The organism is Orenia metallireducens (assembly GCF_001693735.1).
In the GTDB taxonomy this organism is placed as follows: domain Bacteria; phylum Bacillota; class Halanaerobiia; order Halobacteroidales; family Halobacteroidaceae; genus Orenia; species Orenia metallireducens.
In genome coordinates this window covers 664,266-679,523 of record NZ_LWDV01000010.1, presented here as the reverse complement: position 1 = coordinate 679,523, position 15,258 = coordinate 664,266, and the positions used below count along the sequence as shown (strand labels likewise).

The following is a 15,258-nucleotide window of genomic DNA, read 5'->3' as shown; positions in this document are numbered from 1 at the left end:
TGGAATAATAATTATTGAAAATTTTAAGGAGGTTATAAGATTATGGCATTAGTATCAATGACTGACATGTTGAACAAGGCAAAAGAAGAGAAGTATGCAGTAGGGCAGTTTAATATCAATAACTTAGAGTGGACTCAAGCTATTTTAGAGGCTTGTGAAGCTAAGAAGTCACCTGTTATTTTAGGAGTATCTGAAGGTGCTGCTCGTTATATGGGTGGATTCAAAACTGTAGTAAATATGGTAACAGGTTTATTAGAAGATATGAATATTACTATCCCTGTTGCACTTCATTTAGACCATGGAACAAGTTTTGAAAACTGTAAAGCAGCAATTGATGCTGGATTTACATCTGTTATGATTGATGCATCTCATCATCCACTTGAAGAGAATATTGCTACTACTAAGAAAGTAGTTGACTATGCACATGCAAAGGGTGCATCTGTTGAAGCTGAATTAGGTACTGTAGGTGGAGAAGAAGATGGTATAGTTGGGGGCATTAAATATGCAGATCCTCAAGAATGTAAAGAGTTAGTTGAAAAGACTGGTATCGATGCATTAGCACCAGCTTTAGGTTCTGTTCATGGACCATACCAAGGAGAGCCTGATTTAGGTTTTGATGAAATGAAAGAAATTAGAAATCTTGCTGATATTCCTCAAGTATTACATGGAGGAACGGGTATTCCAACTGAAGATATTAAAGAAGCAATTAATTCTGGAACTTGTAAGATTAATGTAAATACTGAATTCCAACAAGCTTGGACAAAGATTGTACGTGAGGTAATTGCAAATGATACAAAAGTATATGATCCACGTAAAATCATTGGACCAGGTAAAGCTGGAATCATTGAAGCTGCCAAAGAGAAAATCGATACTTTTGGTAGTGCTAATAAAGCTTAATTTACAAAATAACATACTATTTTTTCAAAAAGGTGCAGAATTTGTTCTGCCCTTTTTTCTGTTTAAAATAATAAAAGTTATACGTCTAATGTATATAATTTTATATTATTTGAATTAGATGGAATTTTATAAAAATAATTAATAATTTATCAATAATAGGGGGGATAATATATAATGCAAAGAGAATTAGCGATTGAATTTGTTAGGGTAACAGAGGCAGCAGCAATTGCTTCAGCAAGATGGATGGGAAGAGGAGATAAAGATTCAGCAGATCAAGCAGCAGTAGATGCAATGAGAGGGATGTTTGATACTATAGATATAGATGGAGAGGTAGTAATTGGAGAAGGAGAGATTGATGAAGCTCCTATGTTATATATTGGTGAGAAGATTGGAACTAGAGATGGAGAGGTTCCTAAGGTTGATATAGCAGTAGATCCTTTAGAAGGAACAACAATTATTGCAGAAGGGCGTCCTAATGCCTTGTCAGTTTTGGCAGTGGCTTCACATGGATCTTTATTACATGCTCCAGATATGTATATGAACAAAATTGCTGTAGGTCCAGAAGCTAAAGGAGCAATTGATATTGACCGTTCTGTAGAAGAGAATGTTAAAGCTGTTGCTAAAGCTAAAAGTAAAGCAGTTGAAGATATTACAGTAGTAATATTAGACAAGCCTCGCCACCGTGGAGCAGATGGACTAATAGAGCAAGTAAGAAGAGTGGGAGCTAGAATTAAATTAATCAAAGACGGAGATGTAGCTGGGGCTTTAGCTACAGCATTACCTGATACAGGGGTAGATATAATGATGGGAATTGGTGGTGCTCCAGAAGGGGTATTAGCAGCTGCTGGATTAAAGTGTATAGGTGGAGATATGCAGGCTAGGTTGATTCCAAGAAATGATGAAGAGGTAGAACGTGCTAAAGAGATGGGAATTGAAGATGTCAATGCAGCTTTAAGATTAGAAGATTTGGCTGCTGGTGATGAGATTATCTTCTCAGCTACTGGAGTTACCGATGGTGAGATGTTAGAGGGGGTTAGATTCCAAGGAAATAAGGCTATCACTCATTCTTTAGTTATGCGTTCTAAGACAGGAACTATGAGATTGGTTGAAGCAATTCACTGTTTAGATCAAAAGCCTTTACCTTTCGGTCAGGAATTTTAATTGACTGATTGCTAGATAAAATGGTATAATTAATAATGAATTTCTTAGATAATGAAAAATAGTAACTTATTTACAAACGGGAGGAATAGAGTTGTTAGAATTATGGATTGTCTTTTTAATATCAGCAACAGTTATAATAATTGCCGGAACTAAATTATCAGATTATGGAGATGTTATTGCTGATAAAACAGGTTTAGGGCAAGCCCTAGTAGGGAGTATTCTAGTAGCAGGTGCCACTTCTTTGCCGGAGATGGTTAGTAGTGGTACAGCCTCTTTAATTGGTGCTCCTGATATTGCAATCGGAAATGTTTTTGGTAGTAATACCTTTAATTTGATGATTCTTGCTTTAGTTGATTTAATACATGGGGCAGGACCATTTATGCTTAGAGTTCATTCTAAACATATCTTATCTGCATTATTAGGAATGTTATTAGCTGGATTTGCTACTTTATTTATCTTAGTTAATAAATTAAGTGATTTTAATGTAGAACTATTTGGAGTAGGTTTAGGTGCTATTATAATCTTTTTGACTTATATAGTTGGAGCACGTTTGATATATCGTTATGAGAAGAAGAATAAATTAGAAAGTGAAATAGAAGAAGAGTTGACAGAGAGCGAGACGTCATTAAAGAAGGCGATAATAGGTTTTGTTATTGCGGCTGTATTTATAATAATTTCTGGGATATATCTATCATCTTCGGCCGATAAAATTGCTAGAATAAGTGGGCTTGATGCAACTTTTATGGGAAGTATCTTGGTTGCTGCAGCAACTTCATTGCCTGAAGTAGTTGCTTCTATATCAGCAATTAGAATTAATGCTTATGATATTGCTGTCGGAAATGTCTTTGGAAGTAATATATTTAATATGGTAATCATTTTAGTTTCAGATATTTTTTATCAGGGAGGGTCTGTATTGGCTGGGGTATCTTTAACTCATACTATAACAGCTATCTTAGGATTGATATTAAGTGGAATTGCAGTAATAGGTCTCTTTTATCGTTCTAAAAAGACTTTCTTAACAGTAGGATGGGACTCTATTGCAATAACAGCAGTTTATCTTTTTGGAGTATATTTACTTTTTAAATTGGGAATTAATTTTTAGAGAGGGAGTTATTCTTAATGAATATTACTGAATTAGAAGGGAAGACTATAACAGAATTATATGAAATTGCAAAAACTTTAGGAATTACTGGTTATACTAGATTAAAGAAAAAAGAATTAATCTTTGAAATCTTAAAGGTTGAAACTGAGAAGGGAGGATTAATCTTTGCTGAAGGTGTACTAGAGATACTTCCTGATGGGTATGGATTTTTAAGACCATCTAAGTATGTACCTAGTACAGATGATATCTACATATCAGCTTCTCAAATACGCCGTTTTGATTTAAGAAATGGAGATGTAGTTTCAGGTCAAGTCCGACAACCTAAAGAGAATGAACGATATTTTGCTTTACTTAGAATAGAGGCTGTCAATTATCAAAGCCCTGAATTAGCTCAACAACGACCCCATTTTGAAGATTTGACCCCTTTATATCCACAAAAGAGAATAACTCTAGAGCATGATGCTAGTGAAATTTCTAGTCGTTTAATAGATCTAATAGCTCCAATTGGAATGGGACAACGGGGGTTAATTGTTGCTCCACCAAAAGCAGGTAAGACTGTATTATTAAAGAAGATAGCTAATAGTATTACAACTAATTTTCCAGAAGCTAAATTAATGATTCTATTAATAGATGAACGTCCTGAAGAGGTCACTGATATGCGACGCTCTGTTGATGCAGAGGTAATCTGTTCTACCTTCGATGAACCACCGCAAAATCATATCAATGTATCAGAACTGGTCTTAGAGAAAGCGAAAAGGTTAGTAGAGCAGAAACAAAATGTTATTATCTTATTAGATAGCATAACTAGGTTAGCTAGGGCTTACAATGTTACTATTCCATCAAGTGGTCGTACTTTATCAGGAGGATTAGATCCAACAGCACTTCATAAGCCTAAAAGGTTCTTTGGAGCAGCTAGGAATATTGAAGAAGGTGGAAGTTTAACTATATTAGCTACTGCTTTAGTAGAGACGGGAAGTAGAATGGATGATGTGATTTATGAAGAGTTTAAGGGTACAGGAAATATGGAGCTTCATTTAAGTCGTAATTTGGCCCAAAAGAGATTATTTCCTGCAATCGATGTTAATCTTTCAGGTACTAGAAAAGAAGAATTATTATTATCAGAAGCAGAACTTGATACAATGTGGAAGATAAGAAGAAATATGAATAGTAATAATCCAAGTGAAATTATTGATTCTTTTATCAAACAATTAAAAGCAAGTAAGGATAATAAGACAATGTTGAAGTCTCTCCAGAAGATATTTTAAGTTGTATCTTACTGATAACTTGTAGTTATAAGATTGAAACTACTTGAGATAATTTTAGAGGTGAAAAAATGAAGAAAATTTTAATTGTTATCAGTTTATTATTGCTGATAACACCACTACCAGATGTTGAGGCAAGAATGGACTTGGATTTAGATTCTAATAGAGTTAAGAACCATTTAATTTATTTTAGATATGAAGTAAAGACAGGGGATACGCTCTGGAAGATAAGTAAAAAATTTAATATTAATTTATCCCTGCTTCTAAGCTTTAATCCCAGTCTTTCTGATAAGGACATTATTGTAGTTGGACAGAAATTAAATATTCCAGATGATAACGTTATTATTCATAAGATAAAACCTGGGGAAACAATTTGGAGTATTGCACAGGGATATAATATTAGTAGTTATGAATTGACTAAAGCTAATAATATAGAGCACCCCAATTTAATTCAAATTGGTGATTCATTAATAATTCCAATTAGCCAGTCCAAGAGTTATTCTACTAGTGGTAGCATTAATCAAGAAAGAAGTTTTATTTGGCCAACAAGATATAAAAGAATTACTTCCCCTTTTGGATCACGGTGGGGAAGAATGCATAAAGGTATAGATATTGCTGCTCCCAAGGGTTCTGTAGTTAGAGCTGCTAAAAGTGGAGTAGTGACACAAAGTAGGTATCTTTCAGGTTATGGTAAGGCCATCTATATTGATCATGGAAATGGAGTTTCTACCCGTTATGCCCATAATTCTAGATTGCTAGTTAGAGTAGGAGAAAGAGTTTATCAAGGACAGGTAATTGCTTATTCTGGTAGTACTGGTCGGAGTACAGGACCTCATTTACACTTTGAAATTAGAATCAGAGATAGAGCTATAAACCCATTGACTTATTTAGATTAAGTTGCAATAGTTTTTTAACTATGTTATAATGTAAAAGTTGAAATATTGAACGAGTATTTACTTAGATGGCAAAGGAAAGAGGTGAGCAAAATGAAAAAAGAAATCCATCCAGAATATACAGATGCAACTATAACATGTGCTTGTGGAGAAGTTTTTGAAACTAAAACTACAACAGGTGACATGAAGGTGGAGATTTGTTCCAACTGTCATCCATTCTATACAGGTAAGCAGAAAACATCTGCTAAAGGTGGAAGAATCGCAAGATTCAAAGAGAAATATGGAATTGGCGAATAATAAAGGTAGCAGAGCTAAATGCTCTGCTCTTTTTTATATTCGGTATAGTTAATTAGATTATGCTTTTTTTAAAGTAATAGATATAAATTTCAACTTTAGCTTATCTCAATAAAGTGATAAAATTATAATCAGAAGACTAAAAATTTCAGTATAGGGGGGAGATAGATGGCTAAAACTCAATATGGTGGTCAGGCTGTTATTGAAGGGGTTATGATGAGAGGAAAGAATCATGTGGCTATAGCAGTCCGTAAAGAAGATGGACAGATAGTCTTAGATAGAAGAAAGCTGAAAGTACTAAGTGATAAATTTAAATTCTTAAAATGGCCAATTGTTAGAGGGGTAGTGGCTTTATTCCAATCATTGATTTTAGGTTTACAGGCTTTGACTTTTTCTGCAAATCAGTTCAGTGAAGAGGAAGAAGAGTTGACATTTTGGGAATTAATAAGTTCTATGGGTGTTTCATTTGGTCTAGCGATTGGACTTTTTGTGGCATTGCCAGCATTATTAGTTTCATTTTTAGAGAATAATATTACTTCAGTTGTATTATTGAATTTAAGTGAAGGCATTATTAAGGTTTCCTTCTTTTTAATATATATATTAGCTATATCTAGATTAGAGGATATCAAGAGAGTCTTTCAATATCATGGAGCAGAGCATAAAGTAATTCATAATTATGAATCTAAATTACCTTTAACACCAGAGAATGCGCAGAGTTTTTCTACTCTTCATCCAAGATGTGGAACTAACTTCTTATTGGTTGTAATGATGATGAGTGTACTGTTGTTTTCATTTTTTGGGAAACCAACTTTGCTTAATAGAATTTTAATTCATATTGCCTTATTACCAGTTGTGGCTGGTCTCTCTTATGAGTTAATTAAGCAGGCAGGGAAAAAGAAGGCAAATAGATTATTTAAATTAGTAGCTTTACCTGGTCTGTATTTGCAAAAGTTAACTACTAGAGAACCATCTTTAGAGCAGATAGAGGTTGCTATTAAATCTTTAGAGGCGGTATTAGAGGAAGAGCAGGGAGTTATTTAAATTTAAGTTTTGTGATAGTGATAAAATTGTTAATTATTATAATATGGATATAAGAGGTTGATTTAGTAACAGGTGATAAGTGAGCGGTAACAAATAAAAACCTTGTTACTGGCTACTTGTCACCTGTCTGTTATTAATATATATTATTGTTATACTTTACTTTATTTCAATAATATTTATGGTATAATAAGATAGAATTAGTGTGGAAATGTATTAAGGAGGTTAAGTAATGAAGAATTGGATTGATAAATTAGAAGGTGTTGTTAAGCGTTATAAAGAGATAGAAAAGTTATTAAGTGACCCAGAGGTTATTAATGATCAAGAAAAATTCCAGAAGTTATCTATGGAGTATGCGGATTTAAGAGATATAGTTGAAAAATATAGAGAATATAGAGAGTTAGAAGCAAATGTAAAAGAGGCAGAAGAGATTTTAGAGATTGCTGATGATGAAGAGATGATTGAATTGGCTAAAATGCAGTTAGATGAAGCGCAACCAAGGATGGAAAAGCTAGAAGAAAAGTTGCCATTGATGCTAATTCCTAAAGACCCTAATGATGAGAAGAACGTTATTGTTGAGATACGTGGTGGTGCTGGTGGTGATGAGGCAAATATCTTTGCTGGTGATTTATATAGAATGTATAGTCGTTATGCTGAAAGAGCAGGCTGGAAGACTGAAGTAATGAGTTCTAGTCCTTCTGAAATGGGAGGATACAAAGAAATTGTATTTATGATTGAAGGTAAGGGTGCTTATAGTCGTTTAAAGTATGAAAGTGGAGTTCATAGAGTACAAAGGGTACCCAATACTGAGTCTAGTGGGCGTATTCATACATCTACCTCTACAGTTGCGGTATTACCGGAGGCAGATGATGTAGATATTGAGATTAATGCAAATGATTTAAAAATTGATACCTATCGTTCCAGTGGTCCAGGAGGACAGAGTGTTAATACTACTGATTCTGCTGTTAGAATTACCCATTTACCTACTGGATTAGTAGTATCCTGCCAAGATGAAAAATCACAGCATAAGAATAGAGATAAGGCTATGAGAATTCTTAGAGCAAGATTACAGGAGAAGATAGAAGCAGAGCAACAGGCTGAAGTTGCCGAAGCAAGAAAGAGTCAAGTTGGTACTGGTGATAGAAGTGAAAGAATTAGAACATATAACTTCCCACAAGGAAGAGTAACTGATCATAGAATCAATTTAACAATGCATCAATTAGATGCTATCTTAGATGGTGATTTAAATGAGGTAATTGATGCACTAACTACGGCAGATCAAATAGAGAAATTGAAGCTGGTGGACTAAGTTGGAACTTCTAACGGTTAAAGAGATACTTGATAGAACTGTTAAACATTTTCAGAAGTATGAGATTGCTAGTGCACGCTTAGATGCTGAGATTTTGTTATCTGAGATATTGGATATGGAAAGAATAAATCTCTATGTCAACTTTGATAAGCCTTTGACTAAAAGTGAAATAGATAAATATCGTCAGTTTGTAATTGCTCGTAGTAAAGGTACTCCTGTTGCTTATATTCTCGGTAGTCAAGAATTTATGTCTTTAGATTTTAAAGTTACTGATGCTACTTTAATTCCTCGACCAGAGACAGAGCATTTAGTGGAAGTTACTTTAGATAAAATTAAGAGTATGGATTTAGATAGAATTAAGGTTGTTGATATAGGGACAGGAAGTGGGGCAATCATAGTCAGCTTGACTAAGTTAGCAACAAAAAAGATAGAAGCAATAGCTGTTGATATATCTGCTGATGCTTTAGATGTGGCTCAAGAGAATGCTCGCAATCATGATCTCTTAGATAGAATAGACTTTAGATTAGGAAGCCTATTAGAACCAGTTAGTGAAACTGTAGATATCATAGTCTCTAATCCACCTTATATTCCTACATCTGATATAGATAATTTACAGCGAGAAGTTAAAAATGAACCAATGACAGCTCTAGATGGAGGTAAAGATGGACTAGACTTTTATCGAGGAATTATTAATCAATCGGTAAGTAGGTTAAATACAGGTGGATTGATTGCTTTTGAAGTAGGGATTAATCAAGCTAATGATGTAGCTGTTTTGTTAGAGAATAATTGCTTTGATAATATAGAGGTAATTAAAGATTATGCTGGAATCGAGAGAGTGATTTTAGCTACTAGGAAGTAGATCTCAATTTTGAGGTCTACTTTTTTATCTTTAGGAATATAAATTTTATATTTAGTAGTTATATCTTAGTTTTTTTAATAAATTATCAGTCAAATGATTTAGAAATTTCTTTTTATATCAATAATTAAACTACTGTAGATATTAGTTGAAATTTACTAATATTTGATGAATGTTCATCCCTAAAGGTATTATTATCCAAAATACCGGTGATAATGGGATGCTACTTGCTGGTAATAACAATATAATAGAAGAGTGTGTATTTAGATATAATAGAGATTCTGGTCTTCAAGTTAGCAGAGTTAATAGTAATTATGATGATATTAGTGAGTGGCCATCGAATAATTTGATTCTTAAATCTGAATCTCATGATAACAGTGATAGTGACCATGAAGATGCTGACGGATTTGCACCTAAATTGACAGTTGGTAAAGGTAATATATTCCGAGGTTGTGTATCACATCATAATATTGATGATGGATGGGACCTCTATGCTAAATCTGAAACAGGTCCAATTGGAGTAGTCACAATAGAGGATTGTATTGATCATAATAATGGAATGTTGAGTGATGGTAATACATCAGGAAGTGGAGATAAGAATGGTTTTAAACTCGGTAGTTCTGGTATTTATGTAGATCATATTGTTCGTCGTAGCATTGCCTTTAATAATGGTAAGCATGGCTTTACTGATAATGGTAACACCAGTAGTATTAAGTTTATAAATAATACTGCTTATAATAATGGGGAATATAATTTCCATAGATGTGATGGTGCTAGCCATGTATTTATCAATAATGTTTCTTTTGCTGGGGGGCATACTGATAGAATAGTAGGAGATATTTCTGCTCCAAATGCTCTTACAGAAGACGATCTTTATTGGTACTATATAGCAGATGAATCTGATTTTGTAACATTAACACCTGGTATAGATTCTGATCCTAGCAGCAATGGATTTTTACATCTTAAGTATGGTAGTGATTTAATTGATGCAGGTGTAGCAGCAGAGGGTATTGAATATAATGGTTCAGCTCCAGATTTGGGTGCAATTGAATCAGATTAATTATGGTCTATTATTAATGAGTTTAGTTGAGAAATTCTAGCCTATGTTAATGGGCAAGAGTCCCTCAGCTTTTTTTGAAATATGATAATCATGAAGAGTCTCATCAAGACTTGTAGGAAGAGAGGCTGAAACTGTGCTAGGCTTTTACTCTGCAGTTAAACCAGTTCCTTTAATTTTTAAGAAGAGAAGTAGAATACTATAAAGATAGGCAGGATTATTTCCTTTGAATAAAATTAAATTTAGTAGGTAATAGTAATTATAATCTAACCCCTCTTAACAAATCTTTAGAAATATTATATACTATAATAAAAACTGAAGCTTTAGTTTTTATAGTGTTATCATTAGTGGTAGTGTGGGTAAATTCAAAAACACTTGGTCTTAACTTCACTGGCACAGACACTGACAATATATAGTATCAATAGAAGTATGAAAGAGGGTATATTACAATGAGAAGTATTAAAGGGACTAAGTTGTTCTCAGCAAAAGAGATTAAAGAGGCAACAGAATTATTAAGGGAGGGGAAATTGGTAGCTTTTCCTACTGAAACGGTATATGGTTTAGGGGCTAATGCCCTTGATGAAGGAGCGGTAAAGGCTATTTTTACTGCTAAAGGAAGACCATCAGATAATCCTTTAATTATACATATTGGAGAAGAGGAAGATATAGAGGATTTAATAAGTGGAAGAGTGCCTCAACTTGCAGAAAAATTAATAAATAAATTTTGGCCAGGACCTTTAACACTTATTCTACCAAAAGCAAAGAAAGTGCCAGATATTACTACAGGGGGTTTAAATACAGTAGCAGTTAGAATGCCAAACCATCCGATAGCACTTAAGTTAATTAAAGAAACAGGATTACCCCTAGCGGCACCTAGTGCTAATTTATCGGGTAAACCTAGTCCTACTTTAGTGGAACATGTTATTGAAGATTTGGCTGGTAGAATTGCTGGTATTGTAGATGGTGGACAGACTGGTCTAGGGGTAGAATCGACAGTAATTGATTTATCTAGAGAAGTACCCACCTTGCTAAGACCTGGTGGAGTAACTTATGAAGAGTTATTAGAAGAACTAGGTGAAATAGAAATAGATCCTGTAGTTAAGAGTAAATTCGCAGATGAATCTAAAGCGGCAATCTCTCCAGGGATGAAATATAGACATTATGCTCCACAAGCAGAGGTTGTATTAATTGAAGGTAAAGAGGATAAAATTAAGGATAAGATTAAAGAACTGATAACTGCAAATGTAGATAAGAAGATTGGAGTGATGGTAAGTAAGGAGTTAGAGGATAGTTACCTAGGTTCTAATGTTAAAATCATGGGTAGCAAAGATAACTTAATAGAGATTAGCCAGAGTATCTTCAAGTTACTAAGAGAGTTCGATGAAGAGGGAGTTGAGAAGATTCTAATAGAGGGTCTCCAATTGGAAGGATTAGGTCTAGCAATTATGAATAGATTGAGAAAATCGGCTGCTTATCAGATTGTTGAAGTTTAATTAATATAGTCTTTAATAATCAACAATAAGATTTAGATATAACTTCTTTCCTATTAGAATATATATATAATGTTTTTGATTATATATTGTTTTTTTAATGGGGAGGGTTATGGTGAGTATTATAGAGGTAGTTGTTTTGGGGGTAGCTTTAGGTACAGATGCTTTTTCTGTTTCTGTAGCTATTGGTACAAGAAGATTAAGATTACTATTATTATTAAAACTTAGTTTGGTTATAGGAATATTCCATGTTATTATGCCCTTGTTAGGGTTGGAATTAGGACTCTTTTTACATAATTTTTTCGGTAATTATTACTTTGAAGATACCATAGATAAGGTTACCACAGCTATTGGTTCTGGTGTATTGATGATTTTAGGTATGATAATGATTTATGAAAATTTTAAAAGTGATGAAGATGATAATAATTTTGATTTATATGGCTGGTCTTTGATTATTTTGGCTTTAAGTGTTAGTATTGATGCTTTATCTGTCGGATTTAGTTTAGGAATGTTAGATACAAATATAATTTTTAGTTGTCTGATTTTAGGAGTTATTGCTACTGTGATGGTTATATGTGGCTTGACCTTAGGGGATAAAATAGGTAAGTTATTGAGTGGTAATGCTGAAGTTTTAGGAGGAGTCGCTTTGATTGTATTAGGAATTCATTTTCTCTTATCTTAGGTAGTTGACTTTATTATTTAATAGGGAGGTGATTTTTTGAAGAAGACTATTTTGTTAGTATGTACTGGAAATACTTGTAGAAGTAGTATGGCAGAAGCATTACTTAGGGATTTATTAACTAGGTATGGCAAGGACAATTACAAGATTAAATCAGCAGGTATATCTGCCTTTGAGGGTGGAGGTGCAGCTCATCAGGCAATTAAGGTTATGAAAGAGGAAGGGATAGACCTAACTAATCACCAAACTACATTATTATCTAAAGAACTAGTAGAAGAAGCAGATTTAATCTTAACGATGACTCAAAGGCACAAATTGATTATTTTAGATGATTACCCTGATTTTAGAGAGAAGGTTTATACATTAAAAGAGTATGCAGCTAGAGTTGAGGATATTGAAGATGAAACCAAGCAGATAGAAGAGCTACATCAGATAATAGATAAGAAGAGGGAAGAGTTTATCTTAGAGTATCAAGAAGAGATTGAAGAGTTAGAGGATAGGAGAGAAGAGTTGCTTAATGAACTAGAGGGAATAGAAAGAAGAATTGTTGAATTAGAAGATGATTTAAATCAAAGAGTCCTAGCTGAAAAGAGAGAGTTAGCTAGATTAAGAGATAAGATAGGTAATTTAGACATCTCTGATCCTTTTGGACAACCTATCTCAATCTATAGAGATTGTGCCCAGGAGATTAAGGCTGAACTGCAGAAGATTGTCGAAAATTTAGACTAATAAGCAGGATAATAATATGAATTAGAGAATAGTTTATAGAGAGTTGATAGGTAAGAGTTTATAAGAGTTTATAATTGGAGGTATAAAAATGAAGATAGCATTAGGTAGTGATCACGGAGGGATAAATTTAAAGAGTAAGGTTAAAGAGTTGTTGGATGAAAAGGGAATAGAATACCATGATTTTGGACCAGATAGTACTGATTCTGTAGATTACCCTGATTTTGCTAAAGAGGTAGCTTACGGGGTGGCTAAGGGAGAATATGATAGAGGAATTTTAATCTGTGGTACTGGAATTGGTATGTCAATTGCAGCAAACAAGGTAAAAGGAATTAGAGCTGCTTTATGCCATGATGTATTCTCTGCTAAAGCGACTCGCTTACATAACAATTCTAATATCCTAACTATGGGAGAGAGAGTTATTGGTAGTGAGTTGGCTTTAGAGGTTGTTAGAACTTGGTTAGATACTGAATTTGAAGGTGGAAGGCACCAAAGAAGGATTGATAAGATTAGTCAATTAGAGGATTAGAGGAGAGTGGTCTAATGAAGAACTTAATGAAGATTGACCCTGAATTATTTGAAGTAATCAAAAAAGAAGAGAGTAGGCAGAAGGGAAATTTGGAGTTAATTGCTTCAGAGAACTTCGTTAGTGAAGCAGTTTTAGAAGCTATGGGTACGGTATTGACTAACAAGTATGCTGAAGGGTATCCAGATAAGAGATATTATGGTGGTTGTGAGTATGTTGATATCGCTGAAAAATTAGCTATCGAGAGAGCAAAGGAATTGTTTGGGGCAGAGCATGCTAATGTACAACCCCATTCTGGTTCTCAGGCAAATGCTGCTGTTTATTTTGCACTATTAGAACCAGGAGATACTGTTTTAGGAATGGATCTGACCCATGGTGGTCATTTAACCCATGGTAGCCCTGTTAATATGTCAGGTAATTACTATAACTTTGTTCCATATGGTGTAAGCCAAGAGGATGAGAGAATCGATTATGATTTATTAAGAGAATTAGCACTAGAAAATAAGCCTAAGATGATTGTAACTGGTGCAAGTGCTTATTCAAGGGAGATAGATTTTAAGAAATTTAGAGAGATTGCTGATGAGGTAGGGGCTTATTTAATGGTTGATATGGCTCATATTGCAGGATTGGTGGCAGCAGGATTACACCAAAACCCAGTAGAGTATGCTCAGATAGTAACTACCACTACCCATAAGACTTTGCGTGGTCCTCGTGGTGGGATGATTTTATGTAAAGAGGAGTTTGCTAAGAAGATTGATAAGGCAATCTTCCCTGGTATTCAAGGTGGTCCTTTAATGCATATTATCGCAGCTAAAGCTGTCTGTTTTAAAGAGGCATTAAGTGATGAGTTTAAGGAATACCAAAAGCAAGTTGTGAAGAATGCTAAGGTTTTAGCTGAAGCTTTGAGCCAAGAGTTTAGAATAGTTTCTGGCGGTACTGATAATCATTTAATGTTAGTAGATTTAACAGAGCATGATATTACTGGAAAAGAAGCAGAATATGCCCTAGATGAAGTAAATATTACTGTTAATAAGAACACTATTCCTTTTGAAACAAAAAGCCCTTTTGTGACAAGTGGAATTCGTATAGGAACTCCATCGTTAACGACTAGGGGTATGAAAGCTAAAGAGATGAAAAGAGTAGCAGAGATGATTACTAAATTGTTATTAAATATTGAGAATGAAGAGATTAAAGCCCAAGTAAGAAGAGAAGTCGAGGAGTTGGTTGAAGAATATCCATCATTACATCAAAACTAGGAGGAAATTTTAATGAGTAAAGTACATATTATTGATCACCCATTAATTCAACACAAATTAACACATTTGAGAAAAGAAGAGACTGGGCCAAAGGAATTTAGAGAGTTAGCAAATGAGATTGCAACTCTAATGGCTTATGAAGTAACTAGAGATTTGCCTTTAGAAGATGTTACAATTAAAACTCCAGTTATGGAGACAACAGCCAAGGTTATTGCTGGAAAGAAATTGGCTGTTGTACCTATCTTAAGAGCAGGACTAGGAATGGTAGATGGTATTTTTAATTTAATTCCAGCAGCTAAGGTAGGGCATATTGGATTGTATCGTGACCCTGAAACTTTAGAGCCAGTTGAATATTACTGTAAGATGCCAACAGATATTGAATCACGAGAGTTAATTGTAGTTGATCCAATGTTAGCAACAGGAGGGTCAGCAGCTGCAGCAATTCAATTTGTTAAAGATAGAGGTGCTGAAAGTATCAAGTTTATGTGCTTAGTAGCTGCTCCAGAAGGAGTTAAAAAGCTACAGGCAGCACATCCAGATGTAGAGATTTATACTGCTGCCTTAGATGATAAATTAAATGACCATGCTTATATCGAGCCTGGTTTAGGAGATGCAGGAGATAGGTTATTTGGAACTAAGTAATAAAAACAGGGCTTTTGCCCTGTTTTTATTATTTTAAGCTTAAGGTTGAGTTTTAGTCTTAGAGATAAAA

General features: G+C 34.1%; 16 protein-coding genes. All 16 read left to right on the top strand.

The window, feature by feature from the left end; all coding sequences use genetic code 11:
* Positions 1-42: 42 nt before the first annotated feature.
* The 16 genes from fba (at position 43) to upp (ending at position 15,188) form a co-directional block, all read left to right on the top strand.
* Positions 43-897 (top strand): class II fructose-1,6-bisphosphate aldolase, encoded by an 855-nt coding sequence (gene fba / locus U472_RS15180; RefSeq protein ID WP_068719583.1) that lies wholly within the window; start codon positions 43-45, stop codon positions 895-897.
* A 174-nt stretch (positions 898-1,071) separates the two neighbouring features.
* Entirely contained in the window at positions 1,072-2,058 is a 987-nt protein-coding gene (glpX, locus tag U472_RS15175; RefSeq protein WP_068719582.1) for a class II fructose-bisphosphatase, read from the top strand.
* Positions 2,059-2,149: 91 nt separating this feature from the next.
* Positions 2,150-3,160 carry a sodium:calcium antiporter gene (locus U472_RS15170; protein ID WP_068719581.1) on the top strand — a complete coding sequence of 337 codons (1,011 nt, stop codon included), beginning with the start codon at positions 2,150-2,152 and terminating at the stop codon, positions 3,158-3,160.
* A 17-nt stretch (positions 3,161-3,177) separates the two neighbouring features.
* Entirely contained in the window at positions 3,178-4,425 is a 1,248-nt protein-coding gene (rho, locus tag U472_RS15165) for a transcription termination factor Rho (RefSeq protein ID WP_068719580.1), read from the top strand.
* Positions 4,426-4,493: 68 nt separating this feature from the next.
* Positions 4,494-5,318: a peptidoglycan DD-metalloendopeptidase family protein gene (locus U472_RS15160; protein ID WP_068719579.1), complete on the top strand. Its 825-nt coding sequence runs from the start codon at positions 4,494-4,496 to the stop codon at positions 5,316-5,318.
* A 90-nt stretch (positions 5,319-5,408) separates the two neighbouring features.
* Positions 5,409-5,612, top strand: coding sequence for a 50S ribosomal protein L31 (rpmE, locus tag U472_RS15155; RefSeq protein ID WP_068719578.1), 204 nt, complete (start codon positions 5,409-5,411; stop codon positions 5,610-5,612).
* A 165-nt stretch (positions 5,613-5,777) separates the two neighbouring features.
* On the top strand, positions 5,778-6,650 hold the full coding sequence (locus U472_RS15150) for a DUF1385 domain-containing protein (protein ID WP_068719577.1): 873 nt from the start codon (positions 5,778-5,780) through the stop codon (positions 6,648-6,650).
* Between the two features lie 229 nt (positions 6,651-6,879).
* Entirely contained in the window at positions 6,880-7,956 is a 1,077-nt protein-coding gene (gene prfA, locus U472_RS15145; RefSeq protein ID WP_068719576.1) for a peptide chain release factor 1, read from the top strand.
* Between the two features lies 1 nt (position 7,957).
* Positions 7,958-8,815, top strand: a complete 858-nt coding sequence (gene prmC / locus U472_RS15140) for a peptide chain release factor N(5)-glutamine methyltransferase (protein WP_068719575.1) — start codon at positions 7,958-7,960, stop codon at positions 8,813-8,815.
* A gap of 169 nt (positions 8,816-8,984) precedes the next feature.
* Entirely contained in the window at positions 8,985-9,872 is an 888-nt protein-coding gene (locus U472_RS15135) for a right-handed parallel beta-helix repeat-containing protein (protein ID WP_083189946.1), read from the top strand.
* Between the two features lie 446 nt (positions 9,873-10,318).
* On the top strand, positions 10,319-11,362 hold the full coding sequence (locus U472_RS15130) for an L-threonylcarbamoyladenylate synthase (RefSeq protein ID WP_068719573.1): 1,044 nt from the start codon (positions 10,319-10,321) through the stop codon (positions 11,360-11,362).
* A 109-nt stretch (positions 11,363-11,471) separates the two neighbouring features.
* Positions 11,472-12,041 (top strand): manganese efflux pump MntP, encoded by a 570-nt coding sequence (locus U472_RS15125; RefSeq protein WP_245684827.1) that lies wholly within the window; start codon positions 11,472-11,474, stop codon positions 12,039-12,041.
* A gap of 36 nt (positions 12,042-12,077) precedes the next feature.
* Positions 12,078-12,767: a low molecular weight protein arginine phosphatase gene (locus tag U472_RS15120; protein WP_068719571.1), complete on the top strand. Its 690-nt coding sequence runs from the start codon at positions 12,078-12,080 to the stop codon at positions 12,765-12,767.
* Positions 12,768-12,855: 88 nt separating this feature from the next.
* Positions 12,856-13,293 carry a ribose 5-phosphate isomerase B gene (gene rpiB / locus U472_RS15115; protein WP_068719570.1) on the top strand — a complete coding sequence of 146 codons (438 nt, stop codon included), beginning with the start codon at positions 12,856-12,858 and terminating at the stop codon, positions 13,291-13,293.
* 14 nt (positions 13,294-13,307) lie between these two features.
* On the top strand, positions 13,308-14,546 hold the full coding sequence (locus U472_RS15110; protein ID WP_068719569.1) for a serine hydroxymethyltransferase: 1,239 nt from the start codon (positions 13,308-13,310) through the stop codon (positions 14,544-14,546).
* 12 nt (positions 14,547-14,558) lie between these two features.
* A complete protein-coding gene (gene upp / locus U472_RS15105; protein ID WP_068719568.1) occupies positions 14,559-15,188 on the top strand; it encodes a uracil phosphoribosyltransferase in 630 nt (209 codons plus the stop codon).
* Positions 15,189-15,258 lie beyond the last annotated feature (70 nt).

What these genes read in the sequence shown, in the direction of transcription:
- fba (WP_068719583.1), top strand. Translation starts at nt 43, where the DNA reads ATGGCATTAGTATCAATGACTGACATGTTGAACAAGGCAAAAGAAGAG.
- glpX (WP_068719582.1), top strand. Translation starts at nt 1,072, where the DNA reads ATGCAAAGAGAATTAGCGATTGAATTTGTTAGGGTAACAGAGGCAGCA.
- rho (WP_068719580.1), top strand. Translation starts at nt 3,178, where the DNA reads ATGAATATTACTGAATTAGAAGGGAAGACTATAACAGAATTATATGAA.
- U472_RS15160 (WP_068719579.1), top strand. Translation starts at nt 4,494, where the DNA reads ATGAAGAAAATTTTAATTGTTATCAGTTTATTATTGCTGATAACACCA.
- rpmE (WP_068719578.1), top strand. Translation starts at nt 5,409, where the DNA reads ATGAAAAAAGAAATCCATCCAGAATATACAGATGCAACTATAACATGT.
- U472_RS15150 (WP_068719577.1), top strand. Translation starts at nt 5,778, where the DNA reads ATGGCTAAAACTCAATATGGTGGTCAGGCTGTTATTGAAGGGGTTATG.
- prfA (WP_068719576.1), top strand. Translation starts at nt 6,880, where the DNA reads ATGAAGAATTGGATTGATAAATTAGAAGGTGTTGTTAAGCGTTATAAA.
- U472_RS15135 (WP_083189946.1), top strand. Translation starts at nt 8,985, where the DNA reads ATGTTCATCCCTAAAGGTATTATTATCCAAAATACCGGTGATAATGGG.
- U472_RS15130 (WP_068719573.1), top strand. Translation starts at nt 10,319, where the DNA reads ATGAGAAGTATTAAAGGGACTAAGTTGTTCTCAGCAAAAGAGATTAAA.
- U472_RS15125 (WP_245684827.1), top strand. Translation starts at nt 11,472, where the DNA reads ATGGTGAGTATTATAGAGGTAGTTGTTTTGGGGGTAGCTTTAGGTACA.
- rpiB (WP_068719570.1), top strand. Translation starts at nt 12,856, where the DNA reads ATGAAGATAGCATTAGGTAGTGATCACGGAGGGATAAATTTAAAGAGT.
- U472_RS15110 (WP_068719569.1), top strand. Translation starts at nt 13,308, where the DNA reads ATGAAGAACTTAATGAAGATTGACCCTGAATTATTTGAAGTAATCAAA.
- upp (WP_068719568.1), top strand. Translation starts at nt 14,559, where the DNA reads ATGAGTAAAGTACATATTATTGATCACCCATTAATTCAACACAAATTA.